We start from the raw sequence: 17,488 nt of genomic DNA, 5'->3' as shown, positions 1-17,488 counted from the left end.
AATTCAGCCGGGCTGCCGGTGAAAATTGAGACGGTTTAAAGCGAGACGCTCGTCCCTTTTTTGCAACGAACGCCTCGCTGATTTAGCAGGAAATAATCAGAAATCGTAGGCCATTGAAAGCTTAAGCTGGCGAGGGTTTCCCTGATAGATATAAGAGCCATAGCTTTCCACGCCCGACCAGTACTTCCTGTTGGTGACGTTTTCCACGCCCAGACGCCAGGTCATCTCGTTTTGCTGCACGCTTATGCGGTAGCGCAGCCCTAAGTCCAGCGTGGTGTAGCTGTTCAGCTTTTTGCTATTGGCGGCGTTGGCGTACTGCGAACCGGAATGCGTCACCCGCGCCAGCGCCGTCAGCCCTTCAACCAATTTGATATCATATTCCGCGCCCAGCACCGTATAGAAGTTCGCCACGCCGATAGCGTTTTTCCCTTCGTAGAGGCCATCTTCCGTTTTGGTCATTTTTGGATCCAGCCAGGTGGCGCTACCGTTCAGCCGCACGCCGTAAACCGGTTCGCCGAAGAGATTCAGCTCCACGCCACGGTTGCGCTGCTCGCCGTAAAGCCCAAACATCTGCGTTTGCTGGTTAATAATGCCGGTTGGTTTTTTGATTTCAAACAGCGCCAGCGACCCGCCGAGACGACCGCTATCAAGCTTCACGCCCACTTCATTCTGTTTGGAAAGTGAAATACCGGTGACCTGTCCCGCGTTCTTTGCGTCGCTGGTGGCCGTGTCGCCCGGCTGCAGCGCTTCAATATGGTTAGCGTAAAGCGAAACCGTTTCCCAGGGTTTCACCACCAGCCCGTAGCCCGGCGTCCAGCGCGATTGGGTAAAGCGCGAGTCGGTATCTTCGATCGCCGTGCCGTAAGCATAGTTACGCACCACCACCTTCTGATGCCGTACGCCTGCCGTCAGCAAAATCTTATCATCCAGAAAGCCGAGCGTATCGGCCAGCAGAACGCCCTGCGTACGGATCCGACTGGTGGGGCGAGGATCGTCAAGATCGCCGCCGAAATAGGTGTTGGCTGGCGCCGGTACGGCGGAGGTCTGATAGATATTGGTCGCCTGCGGCGTCAGCGCCATGCCATAGGCGGTTTTTTCACGTTTGGTCTGTGCCGAATAGCCGATGTTGACGCTGTGGCTGACGAAACCGGTGTGGAAATTACCGCGAACGCCGCCCATGCCGCTGAAGGCGTCGCCATATTTATTGGTATCCATACGGCTGATGGTCGCCGATCCGTCTTCATCAAGCAGTTTCGGCGTACCGTAAGCGCCCATTTCGTGAGAGTGCTGGCCGCCCACGGCACCGTAAGCTGTCCAGCTGTCGGTGAGATCGTATTCCGCGCGCGCCATGCCAAATTCGCTTTCCAGGTTGCTGTAAACCCAGTTCTGGCTGTAGTTGCTGGTTGCGCGCGGCACGGCGGGAATAAAATCGACGCCGCTGACGTTAACGCCAATGCGCCCGCCGTGGAACGCCTGCTTCTGATAGCCAAGATCCAGCGAAGTGCGCAGCCTGTCGCCGCGATAGTCCAGTCCCAGCGAGGCTAATGTGGTGCGGCGCTTTTCGTTATCAATCGCCGTTTCACCTTCACGATGCAACACGTTGGCGCGCACGCCCCACTGGTTGCTGTCACCGAAGCGGCGTCCTACGTCCAGCGACGTCCCTGCCTGGGAAGAAGAGGTATAATCCACGCCCAGTTGAGTCAACGGCGCGTCTTCGGCATGTTTAGGCTCCAGGTTAATCATGCCGCCGACGCCGCTGGTGGCGGCACCATTAATCAGCGCGTTAGATCCCTTAAAGATTTCCACGCGATCCACCATCTGGGTAGAAACGACCTGACGCGGCATCACGCCAGGCAGCCCGCCGGAGGTCATATCGTCGCCGTCCAGATCGAAACCGCGAATGCGATAAGTTTCCGCAAAGTTGCCGTAGCCCTGCACGTTCTGTACCGAGGCGTCATTAGCAACCACATCCTTCAGCGTTTGCGCCTGCCGATCCTGGATCATCTTGCTGGTGTAGCCGATAACGTTGAAAGGCACATCATGCGCATTCTGCTCGCCAAGCATGCCCAGGCGGCCGCCGTTGGCGACCTGCCCTTCCAGATACGCGGGCACCAGCTGGTCGCCGCCCGATTTGAAATTATCCGCGCCTGTGGCAATAACGGTCATGGTCTTGTCGGCCGGGACGTTGGCGGCGGCCGTTTTTGCGGCGGCAGGCGTTTCTGCCGACAGAGCTGGCGTACCGGCGGACGCGATAAACGTCGCCAGCAGCGTAAAATTGAAGCGGCGGTGAAACAGGCGTGTATGGGCCATGGCGGTTCCCTGATAGCAAGCTGAGTGATAATCATTATTATTCGGATTGCGATTATCTTTATAGCTGCCGGGAATGCAAGCGGTAAACCCCACTTTTACCGCCACTTTAAGAGAAGTAATCCATTAGTAGCGCAGGGTTTTATCCGCTGCCAGCGTCTCCCGCCTGCCAGCCGCCGCCCAGCGCCCGATACAGATCTATCTGCGCCTGCAGCAAATTATTTTTTACCTGCACCAGGTTCAGCTGGGTGCTGAACAGCGTTCGCTGCGCGTCCAGCGCCTCAAGATAAGATGCGTAACCGTTCTGATAACGATTATTGGCAATATGCAGCGCTTCGCTCACTACCTGCTCCTGGGTTTGCAGCTCCGCGAGCTGCTCTTTATAGCGAGCAATAGCATCCAGATCGTTGTTCACCTCGCTGAAAGCGTTGCGCACCACCTTCTCATAGTTAAACAGCGCCTGATTGCGGCCCGCCATAGAGACATCGACCTGCGCCGTCAGCGCCTCGCGGTTGAGGATGGGCGCCAGCACGCTGCCGCCGATGCTCCAGAGCCGGAACGGATTATCCGCCAGCTGATGCAGCGCGGCGCTTTGCAGCGTGCCGCTGGCCGTCAAATTCAGCGAAGGCAGCAGGCGCGCTTTCGAGGAGGCCAGCGTGGCGTCCGCCGCCAGCAGCAGGCGCTGGGCCTGAACGATGTCCGGACGCCGCTGCAAAAGTTCGGAAGGCAGCAGAGAAGGCAGCTGCTGTGGAGCGACCTGCTTAAAACGGCCCTGTCGGGCGATTTCGCGAGGATTCATCCCCACCAGGATGCTGAGCGCATTTTCCTGCTGCGCAATCTGATGCCGCAGCACCGGGATCTGCGCTTTTGCCGTCTGGTATTCCGACTGCGACTGCACCCATTCCAGCCTGGAGGTATAGCCGGTTTCAAACTGCCGTTGCGCCAGCCGCAGCGAATTCTCACGCGTGGCGAGCGTCGCCTCCGTTACGCGCAGCTGCTCGTCCAGCGCCAGCAGCGTCATATAGCCAGAGGCCACCGAGCTGGCTACGGTCAACTCTGCGGCGGAAGACGCGGCCTGGATTGCCGCCAGCGAGGACTCAGCGGCCGCAATGTTGCTGCTGCGTGCGCCCCATAAATCCACCTCATAATTGGCCTGGAGCAACCCTTGAAATACGGCAGATTCATGGGGCTGGCCGCTGACCGACGAGAGCGCTCTGGCGTGGCTGGCGGAGCCGCCTGCGCTCAGCGTGGGAAAGTTATCACCCTCGGCCGCCCGCAGCTCAGCACGGTACTGATCGACGCGGGAGCGAGCGGTAAGGATATCCAGATTATGCTTCAGCGCCTGCTCAACCAGCACGTTCAGATCGCGATCGCCAAAGGCGCGCCACCATCCGGCTTCTACGGGCGAGGAAGGCCCGGCCTGATGGCGCCACTGCGCCGGAACGGGCAGCGATCCCGGCGCCTTTTCGACTTTGGTGGCGCAGCCGACGGGCAGCAGGATAACGATCAGCAGCGCCAGCGCCCGAGGCCTCATTTCGACTCTCCGGCGGCGGTATCGATATTCACCTCAACGGACATGCCGGGTCGCAGACGCTCTACTTTTTCGCTGGTAATGGCTATCCGCACCGGAATACGCTGGGCGATTTTGACAAAGTTGCCGGTGGCGTTATCCGGCGAAATCGCGCTGAACTCCGAACCGGCCGCAGGCGAAATATATTCAACTTTGCCCTGATACGCTTCGCCGTTCAGCGCGTCGACGGTAAAGGTCACGGGCAGGCCAGGCCGGATATGCGCCATCTGCGTCTCTTTCATATTGGCAACGACCCACTTCTGCGGCGGCACCAGCGAGGTAAGCCGGGTGCCTGCCGCCACGTAAGCGCCCAGGCGAACGGCAATCTGCCCCAGCTGGCCGTCGCGCGGTGCGATAATGCGGGTATTGTCCAGATCGATTTGCGCCAGCTCCAGCGCGGCCTGCGCATTCGCCACGTCCGCCTCCATTGAGGCATGGTTAACAATCGCGGTTTGCAGATCCTGACGGGAAACTTCCAGCGTGGCTTTCGCCTGCTGCACTTCGGCCAGCGTCTGGGCATTGCTGGCGCGGGAGGCGTCGCGCTCGCGCACGGACAGCGAGCCGTCAGACACCAGATTCTCGACGCGCTTTAAATCCAGCCCGCTTTTAAGCGCCTGAGCTTTGGCATTTTCCAGCACGGCCTGGTTGCGGGCGATCACCGCCTGCGCGCTGCGCCGCTGCTGGACGTTGTTCTCCAGCGCCGCCTTTTTGATCGCCAGCTGCGCCTGCGCCTGATGCACCCGCTGCCGGTAAATACGATCGTCAATGGTCATCATCACCTCGCCCTTACGCACCGGCTGGTAATCCAGCACGTTGACGGCGGTGACGTAGCCGCTGACCTGCGGACTGATAAACGTGACCTGGCCGCGCACGTAGGCGTTTTCCGTAGACTGAACTGAACTGGTGAAAGGCGGCAGCTGCCAGGCATAAAGGATCACCAGCACCCCGACCAGGGCAATGCCTGCGCCCGTCACTATAGAGATGATCCGTAGCCTGTTATTGCGTTCACGCTCGGCGAGCTGGCTCTGTTCCTGCTGACTCATTCATTCCTCATTATTTTATTCGCCTGCAGCATCTGCCTTTCCGCTTCCGCTTCGCGTTTGGCCTGCTGCCAGTTGAGATAGCGCAGCCGCGACAGACGCCACAGTACCCAGATTAATGTGACAAAGGCCATGCCGGCCGTAAGAAGATAGGTATCGTTGTAAGCCAGCACGTTTGCCTGCAGCGTAGCTACCGTCTGTAGCTGCGCCGTACTCTGCGCGCTGAGCTGAGCGGGATCGCCGATCAGGCTGTTGAACAGCCCTGAATATTGCGACAGCCGCTCGGTGACGTTGGGATCCAGCAGGGAGAGCTGGTCGCCCAGCAGGCTGGAGTGATATTTTTCCCGCCACACCTGAAACGTTCCCAGCAGCGCCGATCCGATCAGGCCGCCCAGATTCTGGCTCATGCCGAACAGCACCACCAGGCTGACCAGGTTTTTCGGCTGGGTCACTACGCTGCCGATATTCAGCAGCAGCGCGGGCGCAATAAAGAAGGTGCTGCTGAAACCCAGCAGGAACTGGCTGAAATACATATTGTTGCCGCGGGTCAAAGGGCTGGACTGTGCGTCCATCAACGAGGCTACGATAATCAACAGCAGCGACACCACGATTGGCCAGCTAAGATGTTTAACATTGATGGTCAGCGCGCTGGTGGCGATGCCGGCAATCACCCCCAGCAGGATAGCCAGCGCCAGGCCCTGCATCTGATCGTTCAGCAGCCCGACCTGCTGTAAATAGCCAATAGCGCCGGTATTCTGCTCGGCCAGCGTGACGCGCAGCATCACCATCACGATGCCAAGACGGAAAATGGCACCGGTACGCAGCCAGCGCGTATTGATTAAGGGATTGCTGCGGTTATGTTCAAGCACCACGGCGGCAATCACCAGCACCAGCCCGAGCGCCAGACATACGCCCAGCCACGGCGTGCTGGTCCACCACTCAATGCGGCCCAGCGACAGCACGGCGCAAAACAGCGCCATACCCGGCGCCATCAGCATAAAGGTCAGAAAATCCTTCTTTTCAAACACCTTCATACGATCGCCCGGCGGCAGCTTCAGGATCAGCACTGCCCCCAGGCAGATCATCGCCAGTCCCAGCTCAAACAGGTAAAGACCACGCCACTGCTCCAGCTGCAACAGCTCGCTGGAAAAGAGGCGCGCCAGCGGGATAGCCAGCTGTGAAGCGCCCAGGCCGATAGCCATCGCTTTTAAGCGATGCTTTGCCGGCCAGGCCTGCACCTGATAATAAATGCCCAGCGAGCTAAGGGCCGCGCCTACCATGCCGTGGGCGGCGCGCACGATAATCGCCGAGCTAAGATCGTTAACCAGCAGATGAAAGAAAGACACCAGCGCGTAAAGCACCAGGAAGGCTTCGGTAAAGGCGCGCAGACCATACTGCTGGCGGAATTTCACCAGCAGCAGGTTAATAGAAATGTTGCCCATCACGTAAACCGAAGGCAGCCAGGCTATTTCATTGCTGTAGGCGCCAAACACGCCCTGTAAATTGCTCAGGTTCGCCGTGACCAGCGCATTACTCAGCGCGCCGGTAACGGAAATCAGCAGTCCGATCAGACCAAAGGCGATGCGTTTTGGCGTGGGATGGAGAGGTGTTGAGGGCGATCCGGGCAGCATCGGCTTTTCGCCTGGCGCCCATTCGCGCGGCGCGAAAGGATCGGGACGGTTAGCGCGCACGCTATTTCGCCTCGGTCGCTTTCAACAGTTTTTGCAGCACTCGCTGTGCGACGATTAATTCGTCGCGGCTGATGGTCGCCAGCAGCTCGTTACGCAGCTTTTCTATCTCGCCCGCCAGCTGCTGATGCAGGGCCGTTCCCGCTGGCGTAATGGCGACCAGACGTTTGCGGCGATCTTCCGGCGGCTGCGTTCGCACCACCAGCTGCTGTTTAACCAGCCGATCCACCAGCGGCACTATCGTCGCCTCTTCCAGGCCCAGCGCCAGCGCCAGCTCTTTTTGGCTGACGGGCGCGGTTTGCGTTGCCAGCGTCGCTATCGCCATCCAGCTGCTGGTGGTTAAACCATCTTCTTTCACACGACGATCGATCGCCTGCCGCCAGGCCTGAGCAGTCAGGTGAAGCAGCCGGGAAAAGGTGAGATCCTGAATATTCAATATATAGAAGCCTGATAATTAGGTTGCTAACAAAAAACAGAGCATGATTATAATCAAGGATCATAGTCGACAGAAAGCGGTTTGCCGTGGTCCTGGGAAAATTATCGCAAAACAGGCTCTGCGCCTGCACGGCAAGCCAGCAGCCCGCGATAAAGGTTTTTTGTTTCTGAAGAGCATTGACAGAATATAAAGCGAGGCGGCAGCGCCCCACCATACCAGAGCGGTTTGAATAGTTGCGGTGCCGGATAGTCAGGAAAAAGGGGTAACCATGTACGCATCATGATTTCAGGCGGAGAATTTCAGGCACAAAATATCGAACAAACTATGCGCTATGACAGAAAGGTTAAAATAGTTCCAGTGCCAGGTAATCAGGAAAAATGAATAGTCATGCACACACAAAAAAATGATGTCAGGCGGCATGTCAGGCGGGTATTTTCAGGCACAAAAAAACCGCCTTGCGGCGGCTTCACGACATTGCACAAAGTGCTTGTTTTTATTTGTTTTAATCGGTAGTCAAAGCGTGGTGCCCGGGGCGGGACTTGAACCCGCACAGCCATAAGCCGAGGGATTTTAAATCCCTTGTGTCTACCGATTTCACCACCCGGGCATGGGTGTAAAGTGGAGGCGCGTCCCGGAGTCGAACCGAGGTAGGCGGATTTGCAATCCGCTGCATGGCCACTCTGCCAACGCGCCTTTATTCTGCTTTGCTGCCAGCGCTACGCTGACCGCTAAATCTGGAGCGGGAAACGAGACTCGAACTCGCGACCCCGACCTTGGCAAGGTCGTGCTCTACCAACTGAGCTATTCCCGCATTTTTCAGCGTTCTTAACAGAACTTGCTGATTTACTTTATCTTCTGGCGACTCAGCTGCCTTTCGATGCGTTGCATTCTACTGACTGGACGAAATGAGTCAACACAAATATCCGCACTTTTTTCTCGTTTGCTGCTTTTTAAATCGCATTGATCATCGTTCGAGCAGATCGCCGCGTGCCGCGCTCAAATACTGATACATCGACCAGAAAGTGAGGACGGCGGCCACGTAGAGCGCCGCCACGCCGATGCCTTCTACCAGGCGATCCGGACGCCACAGCAGCGCAAACAGCGCCAGCATCTGTGCCGTGGTTTTCACTTTGCCGATCCAGGAGACGGCCACGCTGCTGCGCTTGCCGATTTCCGCCATCCACTCACGCAGCGCCGAGATAATAATTTCCCGCGCGATCATCGTAGCCGCCGGTAGCGTAATCCACCATTCGTGGTAATGCCCGGCCACCAGAACCAGCGCAATAGCCACCATCACTTTGTCCGCAACCGGATCGAGAAACGCGCCAAAACGCGTAGTTTGTTTCCAGCGACGCGCCAGCCAGCCGTCGAACCAGTCGGTGATCGCCGCCACGATAAAGATCAGTGCGCAAACCAGCGGCGCCCATTCAAACGGCAGATAAAAAGCCAATACAAAGAAAGGGATCAACACGACACGAAGCAGAGTAAGTAAGGTCGGAATATTAAAATGCATAGGTACGCTAACTGTCTGGGCAGAGTAGAATTTGTCCCTATGTTCCTACAATGCCTTAGCCAACGCAATGCTTAGTGTTTCAGCGAATAAAAGATTTTCTCCGCCAGCGCCTGCGAAATGCCGGGCACCCGAGCAATCTCCTCGACCGAAGCGTTCATCAGCGGCTGCAGGCCGCCCATATATTTAAGCAGCATTTGACGACGTTTAGGCCCTATGCCTTCGATGCTTTCCAGCGCGCTGGTATTTTTAACTTTCGCCCGTTTATTGCGATGGCCGGTAATTGCATGATTGTGAGAGTCGTCACGAATATGCTGGATGACATGCAGCGCTGGCGAGTCGGACGGCAGAGAGAATCCCTCCCCTTCCGGCTCGAAGAACAGCGTTTCCAGCCCGGCTTTGCGATCGCTGCCTTTGGCCACGCCCAGCAGGATCGGCCGATCTTTATCCCAGCCGACATCCAGTTCCGCAAACACGGCTTTCGCCTGCGCCAGCTGGCCTTTGCCGCCGTCGATCAGGATCAGGTCTGGAATTTTACTCTCTTCCAGCTCTTTGCCATAGCGACGGCGCAGCACCTGATTCATGGCCGCATAGTCATCGCCCGGCGTAATGCCGGTAATGTTATAGCGCCGATATTCAGAACGCAGTGGGCCATTGCTGTCGAAAACCACACAGGAAGCCACCGTCTGCTCGCCCATCGTATGGCTGATATCAAAGCATTCCATCCGTTTGATTTCCGGCAGATCCAGCACTTCACTTAACGCCTGTAAGCGTTGGTGAATAGTGGACTGCTGCGAAAGACGGCTAACCAGCGCGGTGCTGGCATTCGTTCTTGCCAGCTTCAGGTAGCGAGCGCGATCGCCGCGCGGATTGCTCTGAATGGAAACTTTTCTGCCGGCCATTTCGCTCAGCGACGCGGCTAACAGATCTTTTTCCGGCAGCGCGAAGTCCAGCAGAATATCAGCAGGCAGCGTGCGCGCCTGGCTGCCCTGTAGGTAGAACTGCCCGACAAACGTCTGCACCACTTCGGCGATATCGGTGCCGCCCGGCACTTTAGGGAAGTAGCTGCGGCTGCCCAGCACTTTGCCCTGACGGATAAACAGCACGTGCAGGCAGGCCATCCCGGCATCGAAAGCGACGCCGATAACATCCAGATCGTCGCCATTATTGGAAACGAACTGCCGTTCGGTTACGCGCCGTACCGCCTGGATCTGGTCGCGCAGCCGCCCTGCTTCCTCAAACTTCAGCGCCTGGCTGGCTTCCTCCATACGGCTAATCAGCTGCTTCAGCACCTGATCGTCTTTGCCGGACAGGAACAGCCGTACATAGTCCGTCTGTTGCGCATACTCTTCTTCGCTGACTAACCCCGCCACGCACGGCCCAAGGCAGCGCCCGATCTGATATTGCAGGCACGGGCGGGAGCGGTTGCGGTATACGCTGTTTTCGCACTGGCGGATCGGGAATATTTTCTGCAACAGCGACAGCGTTTCCCGCACCGCATAGCCGTTAGGGAAAGGCCCGAAATATTCGCCTTTGGCATGCTTGGAGCCGCGATGGCTGGCCAGACGAGGATGCTCATCCGCGCTGAGGAATATATAGGGATAGGATTTGTCGTCGCGCAGCAGGACGTTATAGCGCGGCTGATACAGCTTGATGTAGTTATGCTCAAGCAGCAGCGCTTCGGTTTCGGTATGGGTGACCGTCACGTCTATCTGATGAATGCTGGCGACCAGCGCTTCGGTTTTTCGGCTGCCCAGATTGCCACGAAAGTAGCTGGACAGGCGTTTTTTTAAATCTTTGGCTTTACCGACGTAGATAACCGTGCCGCCAGCATCATACATGCGATAGACGCCTGGCTGGCTGGTGACCGTTTTCAGGAAAGATTTGGCATCAAAAACATCATTCACTACTGGTTAACGACTCCGCATTGAACAGCCCGTGCCGGATAGCCAGATGCGTTAACTCGACGTCGCCGCTAATGTTCAGCTTGCTGAACATACGGTAGCGATAGCTGTTAACGGTCTTCGGACTCAGGCTAAGCTGTTCGGAAATATCTGCCACTTTCTGGCCCCTGGTGATCATCAGCATAATCTGTAATTCGCGTTCCGACAAACAATCAAAAGGCGACTCCGTTTTTTGCGGCTCGATCTGGCTGAGGGCCATCTGCTGGGCGATATCCGAGGCAATGTAGCGTTGTCCGGCGTTAACCTGGCGAATCGCGCTGACCACTTCCTGCGGCGCGGCGCCCTTGCTGAGATAGCCGGCCGCCCCCGCCTGCATTACCCTGGCGGGCAGCGGATTTTCAGTGTGGATGGTCAGCATAATGATTTTCACATCCGGGCTGTAGCGCACGATTTTCCGCGTTGCCTCAAGCCCGCCGATGCCGGGCATGTTCATATCCATCAGCACGACGTCGACATCATTGCTGCGGCACCACTTCACTGCGTCTTCGCCGCAGCAGGCTTCACCGACAACCTGAAAGCCTTTGATGTCTTCCAGAATGCGTCGAATGCCGGCCCGCACCAGTTCATGGTCGTCAACAAGAAGAACGCGTATCAAAAGGCCTCTCCAAATGGGTATTAACGGGGGGAAGGATCATTAACAGACCGTCGATTTTACCTCTTTTTGATTGCCGTTAGAACATAAATAAACGCCTGTTCCGCCGGGTGTTATTGCACGCCGTGCGCGCCAGGTGCCTGTATAGATGGGGTAAATATGATATACTCGTTACTTAATTGTATTATCAGCACCAAAAATCGCGCAGCCGATCCGTTAATAAAAAAACCAGGAGAAAACATGAGCGACACTGATTTTTCAACCAGTAAAGATACGCAAACTTTGGCCGAAGAGATGGCCTGCATGAAAGCGCTGGTTACATTTATGTTGAAAGGTATGGGCCAGGCCGATGCCGGTAAGGTAATTATTAACATGGAAAAATATATTGCTCAGCTGACGGATCGCCAGCAGGCGGACGTGTTCAGTAGCACGATTAGTCAAATTAAGCAGGCTTACCGCCAGTAATTGCCCGCAGCAAAGTAGCCCATTGTCTGCCGGTCAGCGTGGGGCTCGCTTAACTCACCAATGACTTAAGGGAACAATGGGCTTAATTTTTAAAGCTGTTTTGGGTGCGCTGGTTGTCGTTTTGATTGGTATTTTATCTAAAACGCGCAGCTATTATCTGGCTGGCCTGCTGCCGCTCTTCCCTACCTTCGCGCTGATTGCCCACTATATCGTAGCCAGCGAACGCGGCATTGAGGCCCTCCGCACCACCATCATCTTTGGTATGTGGGCCATCATCCCCTATTTTATCTATCTGCTGACGCTCTGGTATTTTGTCGGCATGATGCGGCTCCCCCTGGCGCTTGGTGGCGCCGTGGGGTGCTGGTGTCTGGCCGCATGGCTGTTGATTACGCTGTGGGCGCGCAGTCAGGCTTAAGCCTGACGTCCTCTGCCGCTCCAGCTGACGGAAACACCCAGCGTCGGCAGCACCTCTTCAGGGCTGAAACGGCGCGCGCCACGGAATTTTTCCGCCAGATTAGGCTGGTTAACCGGGATCCTGACGGCGAAAAGATTATCTTCAGACTGAATGACGCCTGCCGTTAACGGTTCATAGACCACCAGATGCTGTTCGAACATTCTTTCCAGCATTGGCGTAGCCGCGCTATAAAGGTATTCCACGCCCGACTGTTCGGCCAGCTGCACGCTGTGCCAGAGAATGCTAAGCGGTAGCTCGGGGTCAACATCCAGACGGGCAGAAAAACGCGACATTTCCCAGATAGCCTGCTGGCGCTTCTCTCCGCTTTCCCTGTCGTTCCACTCCATCAGGCGAGCGCAGCCGCAAATGCCCTGCTGTGCGGTCCAGGCGATTAACCAGACCACGTCCGAGCGGTCAAAGCGATCGTACTCCTGGCCAGGCGTACTTAACCGCGATGGAATCGACCATCCTTCGCCCCGCGCGAAAACGCTGTAGCGATAACTTCCTAATTCTGCCAGCAAAGACGAGGGCATGTCCCTTAGCTTGGTCTGGATAATCTTCATCATTAATCCTCTGTTGCATTCACCGCTGAATGCCTTTCCATGTGGCTCAGGCCTGGCAACCCCAGGCGCAGGGTAGACAACCGACCGGCAATACGAAACTACTAAAATTGGTAGCTATGATTCGTTTAAAGTAGCCCAATCGCAGCGGCATAAGAGGCCACCTGCGTTTTATTTGGCGCGTTGAACTTTCTTTGCATATTTTTCTGATGAAAATTCACAGTATGTGTTGAAATGGACAGGATCAGTGAGATTTCCGCTGCGGTTTTGCCTTCTGCTGTCCATTTGAGTATTTCTCGTTCCCGCTGGCTTAAAGGCATCGTCATTACGCTGAGCGAACGATCCTTTACGCGCTGTAAAGCATCAAGTATCCGGTCCGACAAAAACTGGAGTTTAAGTTGTTTTTCAGCGCATAACGCTGTCTTTTCAAAAGATTTACCCGAGGCCATCGACAAAATGCCCACAACGCGGTTGCTGGCTATCCTGGAGCAGGAAAACCCGGAACGAATACCAAACTCTTTAGCGGCATCGAACACTTTTCGTCCTTCCTTGACCACCGGATCGTTCCACAGCAGCAAAGTGCCCGGTACCTGGCAATAGCGAATGATCGGATCAACTTCCGAAAAATTTTCTTCCTGCCATTTTCGCACCCACCTTTCAGGATAGTTGGAAAAAACAAATATTTTAGGGCGAGTAAAAGGAACAGGATGGCGTATATATAGCGCATAGAAATTTAGCCCCAGATCCAGCGTGTGTTGGGCAAGCAATCGCATTATTTCAGTCGTATCTGTGACCTCAAGGAAAGCCGCCTCGGTTTCCTTACACCAGCTGAAATAGTTTCCAGTAGCCATTGCCGCCTCGGATGGATGAGGCATCAGCCCGCATCCTGCTGTAAATTTAGGGTCAATTCTGAATACCAGGTAATATAGGGGGAGAATTAACGCCCACTACTTATCCTTATGTCGCGGGATAATAACAAGAAAAGGTGCTCCTGATTGTCCGAAAATCGCAGGCATAGCAGTAACCTTTTAAATTAACAGAAAAATGCTGCGTGATTGCGCCTGGTGACGCCGGTAGCCGTAGCTATCCACTATCCACTATCCACTATCCACTATCAGCCATCAGCCATCAGCCATCAGCCATCAGCCATCAGCCAAAAGGTTACCTTGTACCCGCCCGATGCCTCTTTTAAGAAACAAGAATAAGATTTTTCCTGGAAATATTCAATCATGCGCTTTTAAGGGTCGATTTTAAAGCCTGCTAAAAATTTATTGCTTAAAAGGAGGCACTTGCGGAAAATCAATTTGATACGACAGTATCAAATATTATAACCATCTGATTTACAGCAAATTAAAGCATTAAAGACAGAAATTTGTCTTTAGGATAATTATTAATTACGGCTGTAGTACGCCTTTTCTCCGCCCTCAATTGGCGACGACGCGCTTTTACCCGATCTGGAAATATGGCGCCGGCAGGTTACCGACAGACGCCAAATCCTCGCATGCCCAGATGAAAGTGCGAGGCGTGGGCGCGGTTGTAATCCGGGCCCAGTGAATTACCATACCAGGCGCAGCTTTGCTGGAAAACTTGCCGTAGCCAGAGCGCCTCGGGGCGCTGCTGTCCCCACGTCTTCTGCACGGTAATTTGTCTGCCATCCTGTAAGCGGAAACCCGCCACGTCCAGCGCTTCCGCCGTGGCATGTTCGCTTAGCCTGCCTGTGGCACGGTGATAAATATTTCTACAGGCGTAGCTGCCGACATGATCGATACGTGCCAGCGGTGAGCCGAGCTGCGCAGCCGCCAGTGGTTTTGCCGCCGTGATAAACATCGTGGTTGAGAGCGCCAGCGAGCAGCTGGCCAGAAACGAGGCGCTGAGACGCACATCGCCGAACCCCTGTACGCGCACCGGATCGGCAAGCGGACAATTTCCCCCAACGGGCCGGACGCGGCTGAAGCGGATATAGCCGCCTTCCTGCGCTCGCCGTAGTGCCGCCATACAGGCTTCGGGATCGTTTTGCAGCCGCTTTAGCTTATAGCGGGTGATCCAGCCCGGCGCGTCGGTGACGTTCAGCGGCGTAAAGGGGTTCCAGGCCGACGGCAGGTTTTTTTGCAGCCACGGCGTTATCAGCAACGTCAGCAGAATAATGATGCCTGCGCCAATCAGTGCTTTCATCATCTCCTCCCGTTCATGCCGCTCCGCCGGCCCGTTTTGTCGAATAATGAGTGTAGCGGCGTTTTTGTGCGATCGAACCAACTGTGAATAACTTTACCTGCCAGCCACGCGCTTTTACGTTAAGATTTGCGCCCTTAAGCGGAAAAACGATGTCGGCCTTATGCCGTTTTTTCCCGGAGAGCGCGGTAATACAACGAGTTGCCGACGCGCATTAACTAAATAACAGCCCTCAGAGCTGACACAACATCTACAGGATAACTTCTCGTTATGGTTGACCAATTGAAAAAGCCTCTTCAGGAGGAGGCGCCCGGCGAGCTGCGGCGCAACTTACATAACCGGCATATCCAGCTTATTGCAATCGGCGGCGCTATCGGCACCGGCCTGTTTATGGGGTCCGGGAAAACTATCAGTCTTGCCGGCCCGTCGATTGTTTTCGTCTATATGATCATCGGCTTTATGCTGTTCTTCGTGATGAGGGCGATGGGCGAACTGCTGCTCTCCAACCTTGAATATAAATCTTTCGGCGATTTTGCCGCCGATCTGCTGGGCCCCTGGGCGGGTTACTTTACCGGCTGGACCTACTGGTTCTGCTGGGTGGTCACCGGTATTGCGGACGTGGTCGCCATCAGCTCTTATTTCCAGTTATGGTTCCCCAGCTTCTCGGTCGGCATGAGCGCCCTGCTCTGCATCGCCGTTTTCCTGACGCTGAATATCGCCACGGTGAAACTGTTCGGCGAGCTGGAGTTCTGGTTCGCCATCATCAAGATAGTGGCCATTGTCGCGCTGATCGTTACCGGCATTGTGCTGGTCGCTATGCACTACCCTTCACCGGGCGGCGGCACGGCGGCGCTGAGCAATATCTGGGATCATGGCGGCCTGTTTCCAAAAGGAATGAGCGGCTTTTTTGCCGGCTTCCAGATTGCGGTGTTCGCCTTTGTCGGTATTGAGCTGGTAGGCACGGCGGCTGCGGAAACGCACGATCCGAAGAAAGTCCTGCCGCGCGCTATTAACGCTATCCCGCTGCGCATCATTATGTTTTATGTTTTTGCGCTGCTGGTGATCATGGCCGTTACGCCGTGGACGCAGGTCGTGGCCGACCGCAGTCCTTTTGTGGAAATGTTTATGCTGATTGGCCTGCCGGCGGCCGCCAGCATCGTTAACTTTGTGGTGCTGACCTCCGCCGCCTCTTCGGCCAACAGCGGTATTTTCTCCACCAGCCGTATGCTCTACGGCCTGGCGCAGCAGGGCGTCGCCCATCCACGCTTCGGCAAGCTGTCGCGGCGCGCGGTGCCGACTACCGGCCTTTTCTTCTCCTGCTTCTGCCTGCTGGGCGGCGTAGCGCTGATTTACCTGATCCCGAACGTGATGAAGGTCTTTACGCTGGTGACCACCGTCTCCGCGATCCTGTTTATGTTCGTCTGGTCAATTATCCTTTGCTCTTATCTGGCCTACCGCAAGCAGCGCCCGCAGCTGCATGCCGAATCCGTCTATAAGATGCCGCTGGGCAAGGTGATGTGCTGGATATGTCTGGCCTTCTTCGCCTTTGTGCTGGTGCTGCTCTCGCTACAGGAAGATACCCGCCAGGCGCTGATGGTGACGCCGCTGTGGTTTGTGATGCTCGGCATCGGCTGGTGGCTACGCCAGCGCAAACAGCGTTAATACCAAGAACGGGCCTTTACGGCCCGTTCTGACTGCTGACAAATCTAAATAGCGCATGCATCCTGGTGTTTTTTTACAGCAATCTGGCTGTTTCACAGCGGCAGAGGCTGAGCGGATAAGCGGACCGTTTTGGCGCATGGACGCGCCAAACGAGCCTACAGGGACGTATCTACGGCGTGTCCGTGTTCCGATCTGCCTCTGCCGCTTTTCACCAATCTGCAAGCGACCTGTTAGTTAAGGATAAGTTTGTCAACAATCTCAACGGGCCTTTACGGCCCGTTTTTTTTAGCGGACGCGGATACCTTCAATCACCATTCGCTGCACGTTTTCTACCGTTTCCAGGAAAAAAGCCTCGTCGTTGAGCGTACGTCCCGTGACGGCCTCGACCTGGCTGGCGAAATCCGCATAGTGCTGCGTGGTTGCCCACAGCATAAAAATCAGATGATGCGGCTCTACCGCCGCCAGCCTGCCCGCTTCTATCCAGCCTTTCACGATTTGTGATTTCTCATCCACCAGCGCTTTCAGATCGCCTTCCAGCTCCGCTTTCAGCAGCGGCGCGCCCTGTAGCATCTCCAGACAGAACAGCCGCGAGGCCTGCGGATGGTCCCGCGAGACTTCCAGCTTCAGCCGGATATAGTCACGTATAGCCACCAGCGGCTCCTGATCGCTGCGCAGCGCGCGCAGCGGCGCCAGCCAGACGTCCAGGATCTCCTTAAGCACGGCAATATAGAGCGCTTCTTTTGAAGGAAAGTAGTAAAGCAGATTGGTTTTTGAAACGTCTGCCCCTTCCGCCACCTTGTCCAGACTGGTGCCGTGCAGACCATAAAGAGAAAACAGCTCAAGCGCCGCCGCCAGGATAGCCGTTCGCTTGGCGGCAACGGCTTTAGAACGCCGGGTCGGCGCGGGGGATTTTGCAGAATTCACCGTAACTCCATCCTTTAACCGGCGGGCGTCTTGCCACCGTGCACTTTTTTCGCTCACGTCCGCCTGCTTTTTGTGCATGAATTTTTACCAAATGGTCTGTTTCGGACCATATGCTCCACAACATTTTAACACAAATATCTCAACTGA

Annotated in this window: 15 protein-coding genes and 3 tRNA genes; 3 read left to right on the top strand and 15 right to left on the bottom strand. The window is 55.8% G+C overall.

Annotated features, from left to right (window positions below; genetic code table 11):
* Positions 1-96 precede the first annotated feature (96 nt).
* The 11 genes from ACA373_RS01370 to uvrY form a co-directional block, all read right to left on the bottom strand.
* Complete coding sequence (locus ACA373_RS01370) at positions 97-2,310, bottom strand: TonB-dependent receptor (protein WP_370733890.1); 2,214 nt, start codon at positions 2,308-2,310, stop codon at positions 97-99.
* A gap of 139 nt (positions 2,311-2,449) precedes the next feature.
* Positions 2,450-3,841, bottom strand: coding sequence for an efflux transporter outer membrane subunit (locus tag ACA373_RS01365; RefSeq protein WP_253454641.1), 1,392 nt, complete (start codon positions 3,839-3,841; stop codon positions 2,450-2,452).
* Entirely contained in the window at positions 3,838-4,920 is a 1,083-nt protein-coding gene (locus ACA373_RS01360) for an HlyD family secretion protein (protein ID WP_253454642.1), read from the bottom strand. Before ACA373_RS01360 ends, ACA373_RS01365 begins: the two co-directional genes overlap by 4 nt.
* Positions 4,917-6,548, bottom strand: coding sequence for an MFS transporter (locus tag ACA373_RS01355; protein ID WP_301251306.1), 1,632 nt, complete (start codon positions 6,546-6,548; stop codon positions 4,917-4,919). The genes ACA373_RS01360 and ACA373_RS01355 overlap by 4 nt, the downstream gene beginning before the upstream one ends.
* A 61-nt stretch (positions 6,549-6,609) precedes the next feature.
* Complete coding sequence (locus ACA373_RS01350) at positions 6,610-7,041, bottom strand: MarR family winged helix-turn-helix transcriptional regulator (protein WP_253454643.1); 432 nt, start codon at positions 7,039-7,041, stop codon at positions 6,610-6,612.
* Positions 7,042-7,562: 521 nt separating this feature from the next.
* Positions 7,563-7,648: transfer RNA gene (locus tag ACA373_RS01345), tRNA-Leu, on the bottom strand.
* Between the two features lie 12 nt (positions 7,649-7,660).
* A tRNA-Cys gene (locus ACA373_RS01340) sits at positions 7,661-7,734 on the bottom strand.
* Between the two features lie 42 nt (positions 7,735-7,776).
* Positions 7,777-7,852, bottom strand: a tRNA-Gly gene (locus ACA373_RS01335).
* Between the two features lie 153 nt (positions 7,853-8,005).
* A complete protein-coding gene (gene pgsA, locus ACA373_RS01330; protein ID WP_253454644.1) occupies positions 8,006-8,554 on the bottom strand; it encodes a CDP-diacylglycerol--glycerol-3-phosphate 3-phosphatidyltransferase in 549 nt (182 codons plus the stop codon).
* Between the two features lie 71 nt (positions 8,555-8,625).
* Positions 8,626-10,458, bottom strand: coding sequence for an excinuclease ABC subunit UvrC (gene uvrC / locus ACA373_RS01325; protein ID WP_370733889.1), 1,833 nt, complete (start codon positions 10,456-10,458; stop codon positions 8,626-8,628).
* Positions 10,451-11,110 (bottom strand): UvrY/SirA/GacA family response regulator transcription factor, encoded by a 660-nt coding sequence (gene uvrY, locus ACA373_RS01320; protein ID WP_253454646.1) that lies wholly within the window; start codon positions 11,108-11,110, stop codon positions 10,451-10,453. The genes uvrC and uvrY overlap by 8 nt, the downstream gene beginning before the upstream one ends.
* A gap of 237 nt (positions 11,111-11,347) precedes the next feature.
* Here uvrY and ACA373_RS01315 point away from each other — a divergent pair, with 237 nt between their 5' ends.
* Positions 11,348-11,572: a DUF2594 family protein gene (locus ACA373_RS01315; RefSeq protein WP_125288658.1), complete on the top strand. Its 225-nt coding sequence runs from the start codon at positions 11,348-11,350 to the stop codon at positions 11,570-11,572.
* Between the two features lie 76 nt (positions 11,573-11,648).
* On the top strand, positions 11,649-11,987 hold the full coding sequence (locus ACA373_RS01310; RefSeq protein WP_253454647.1) for a GlpM family protein: 339 nt from the start codon (positions 11,649-11,651) through the stop codon (positions 11,985-11,987).
* Here ACA373_RS01310 and ACA373_RS01305 read toward each other — a convergent pair.
* The 3 genes from ACA373_RS01305 to ACA373_RS01295 form a co-directional block, all read right to left on the bottom strand.
* Positions 11,984-12,589, bottom strand: a complete 606-nt coding sequence (locus tag ACA373_RS01305; protein WP_253461038.1) for an autoinducer synthase — start codon at positions 12,587-12,589, stop codon at positions 11,984-11,986. The two genes, ACA373_RS01310 and ACA373_RS01305, sit on opposite strands and share 4 nt — an antisense overlap.
* A 125-nt stretch (positions 12,590-12,714) precedes the next feature.
* Positions 12,715-13,461: a transcriptional regulator SdiA gene (gene sdiA, locus ACA373_RS01300; RefSeq protein ID WP_253454648.1), complete on the bottom strand. Its 747-nt coding sequence runs from the start codon at positions 13,459-13,461 to the stop codon at positions 12,715-12,717.
* A gap of 601 nt (positions 13,462-14,062) precedes the next feature.
* Positions 14,063-14,758 (bottom strand): extensin family protein, encoded by a 696-nt coding sequence (locus tag ACA373_RS01295; protein ID WP_253454649.1) that lies wholly within the window; start codon positions 14,756-14,758, stop codon positions 14,063-14,065.
* Between the two features lie 267 nt (positions 14,759-15,025).
* Between ACA373_RS01295 and cycA the strand changes: the two genes are divergently transcribed.
* Entirely contained in the window at positions 15,026-16,417 is a 1,392-nt protein-coding gene (gene cycA / locus ACA373_RS01290) for a D-serine/D-alanine/glycine transporter (protein ID WP_253454650.1), read from the top strand.
* Between the two features lie 285 nt (positions 16,418-16,702).
* Here the strand turns inward: cycA and rutR are convergent, their stop codons facing one another.
* Positions 16,703-17,341, bottom strand: a complete 639-nt coding sequence (gene rutR / locus ACA373_RS01285) for an HTH-type transcriptional regulator RutR (RefSeq protein ID WP_301251182.1) — start codon at positions 17,339-17,341, stop codon at positions 16,703-16,705.
* Positions 17,342-17,488 lie beyond the last annotated feature (147 nt).

The sequence above is a fragment of the Erwinia sp. STN24 genome (genome assembly GCF_041320675.1).
In the GTDB taxonomy this organism is placed as follows: domain Bacteria; phylum Pseudomonadota; class Gammaproteobacteria; order Enterobacterales; family Enterobacteriaceae; genus Erwinia; species Erwinia aeris.
Note: the sequence above shows the minus strand (reverse complement) of the source record. Positions and strands in the feature narration are given on the sequence as shown.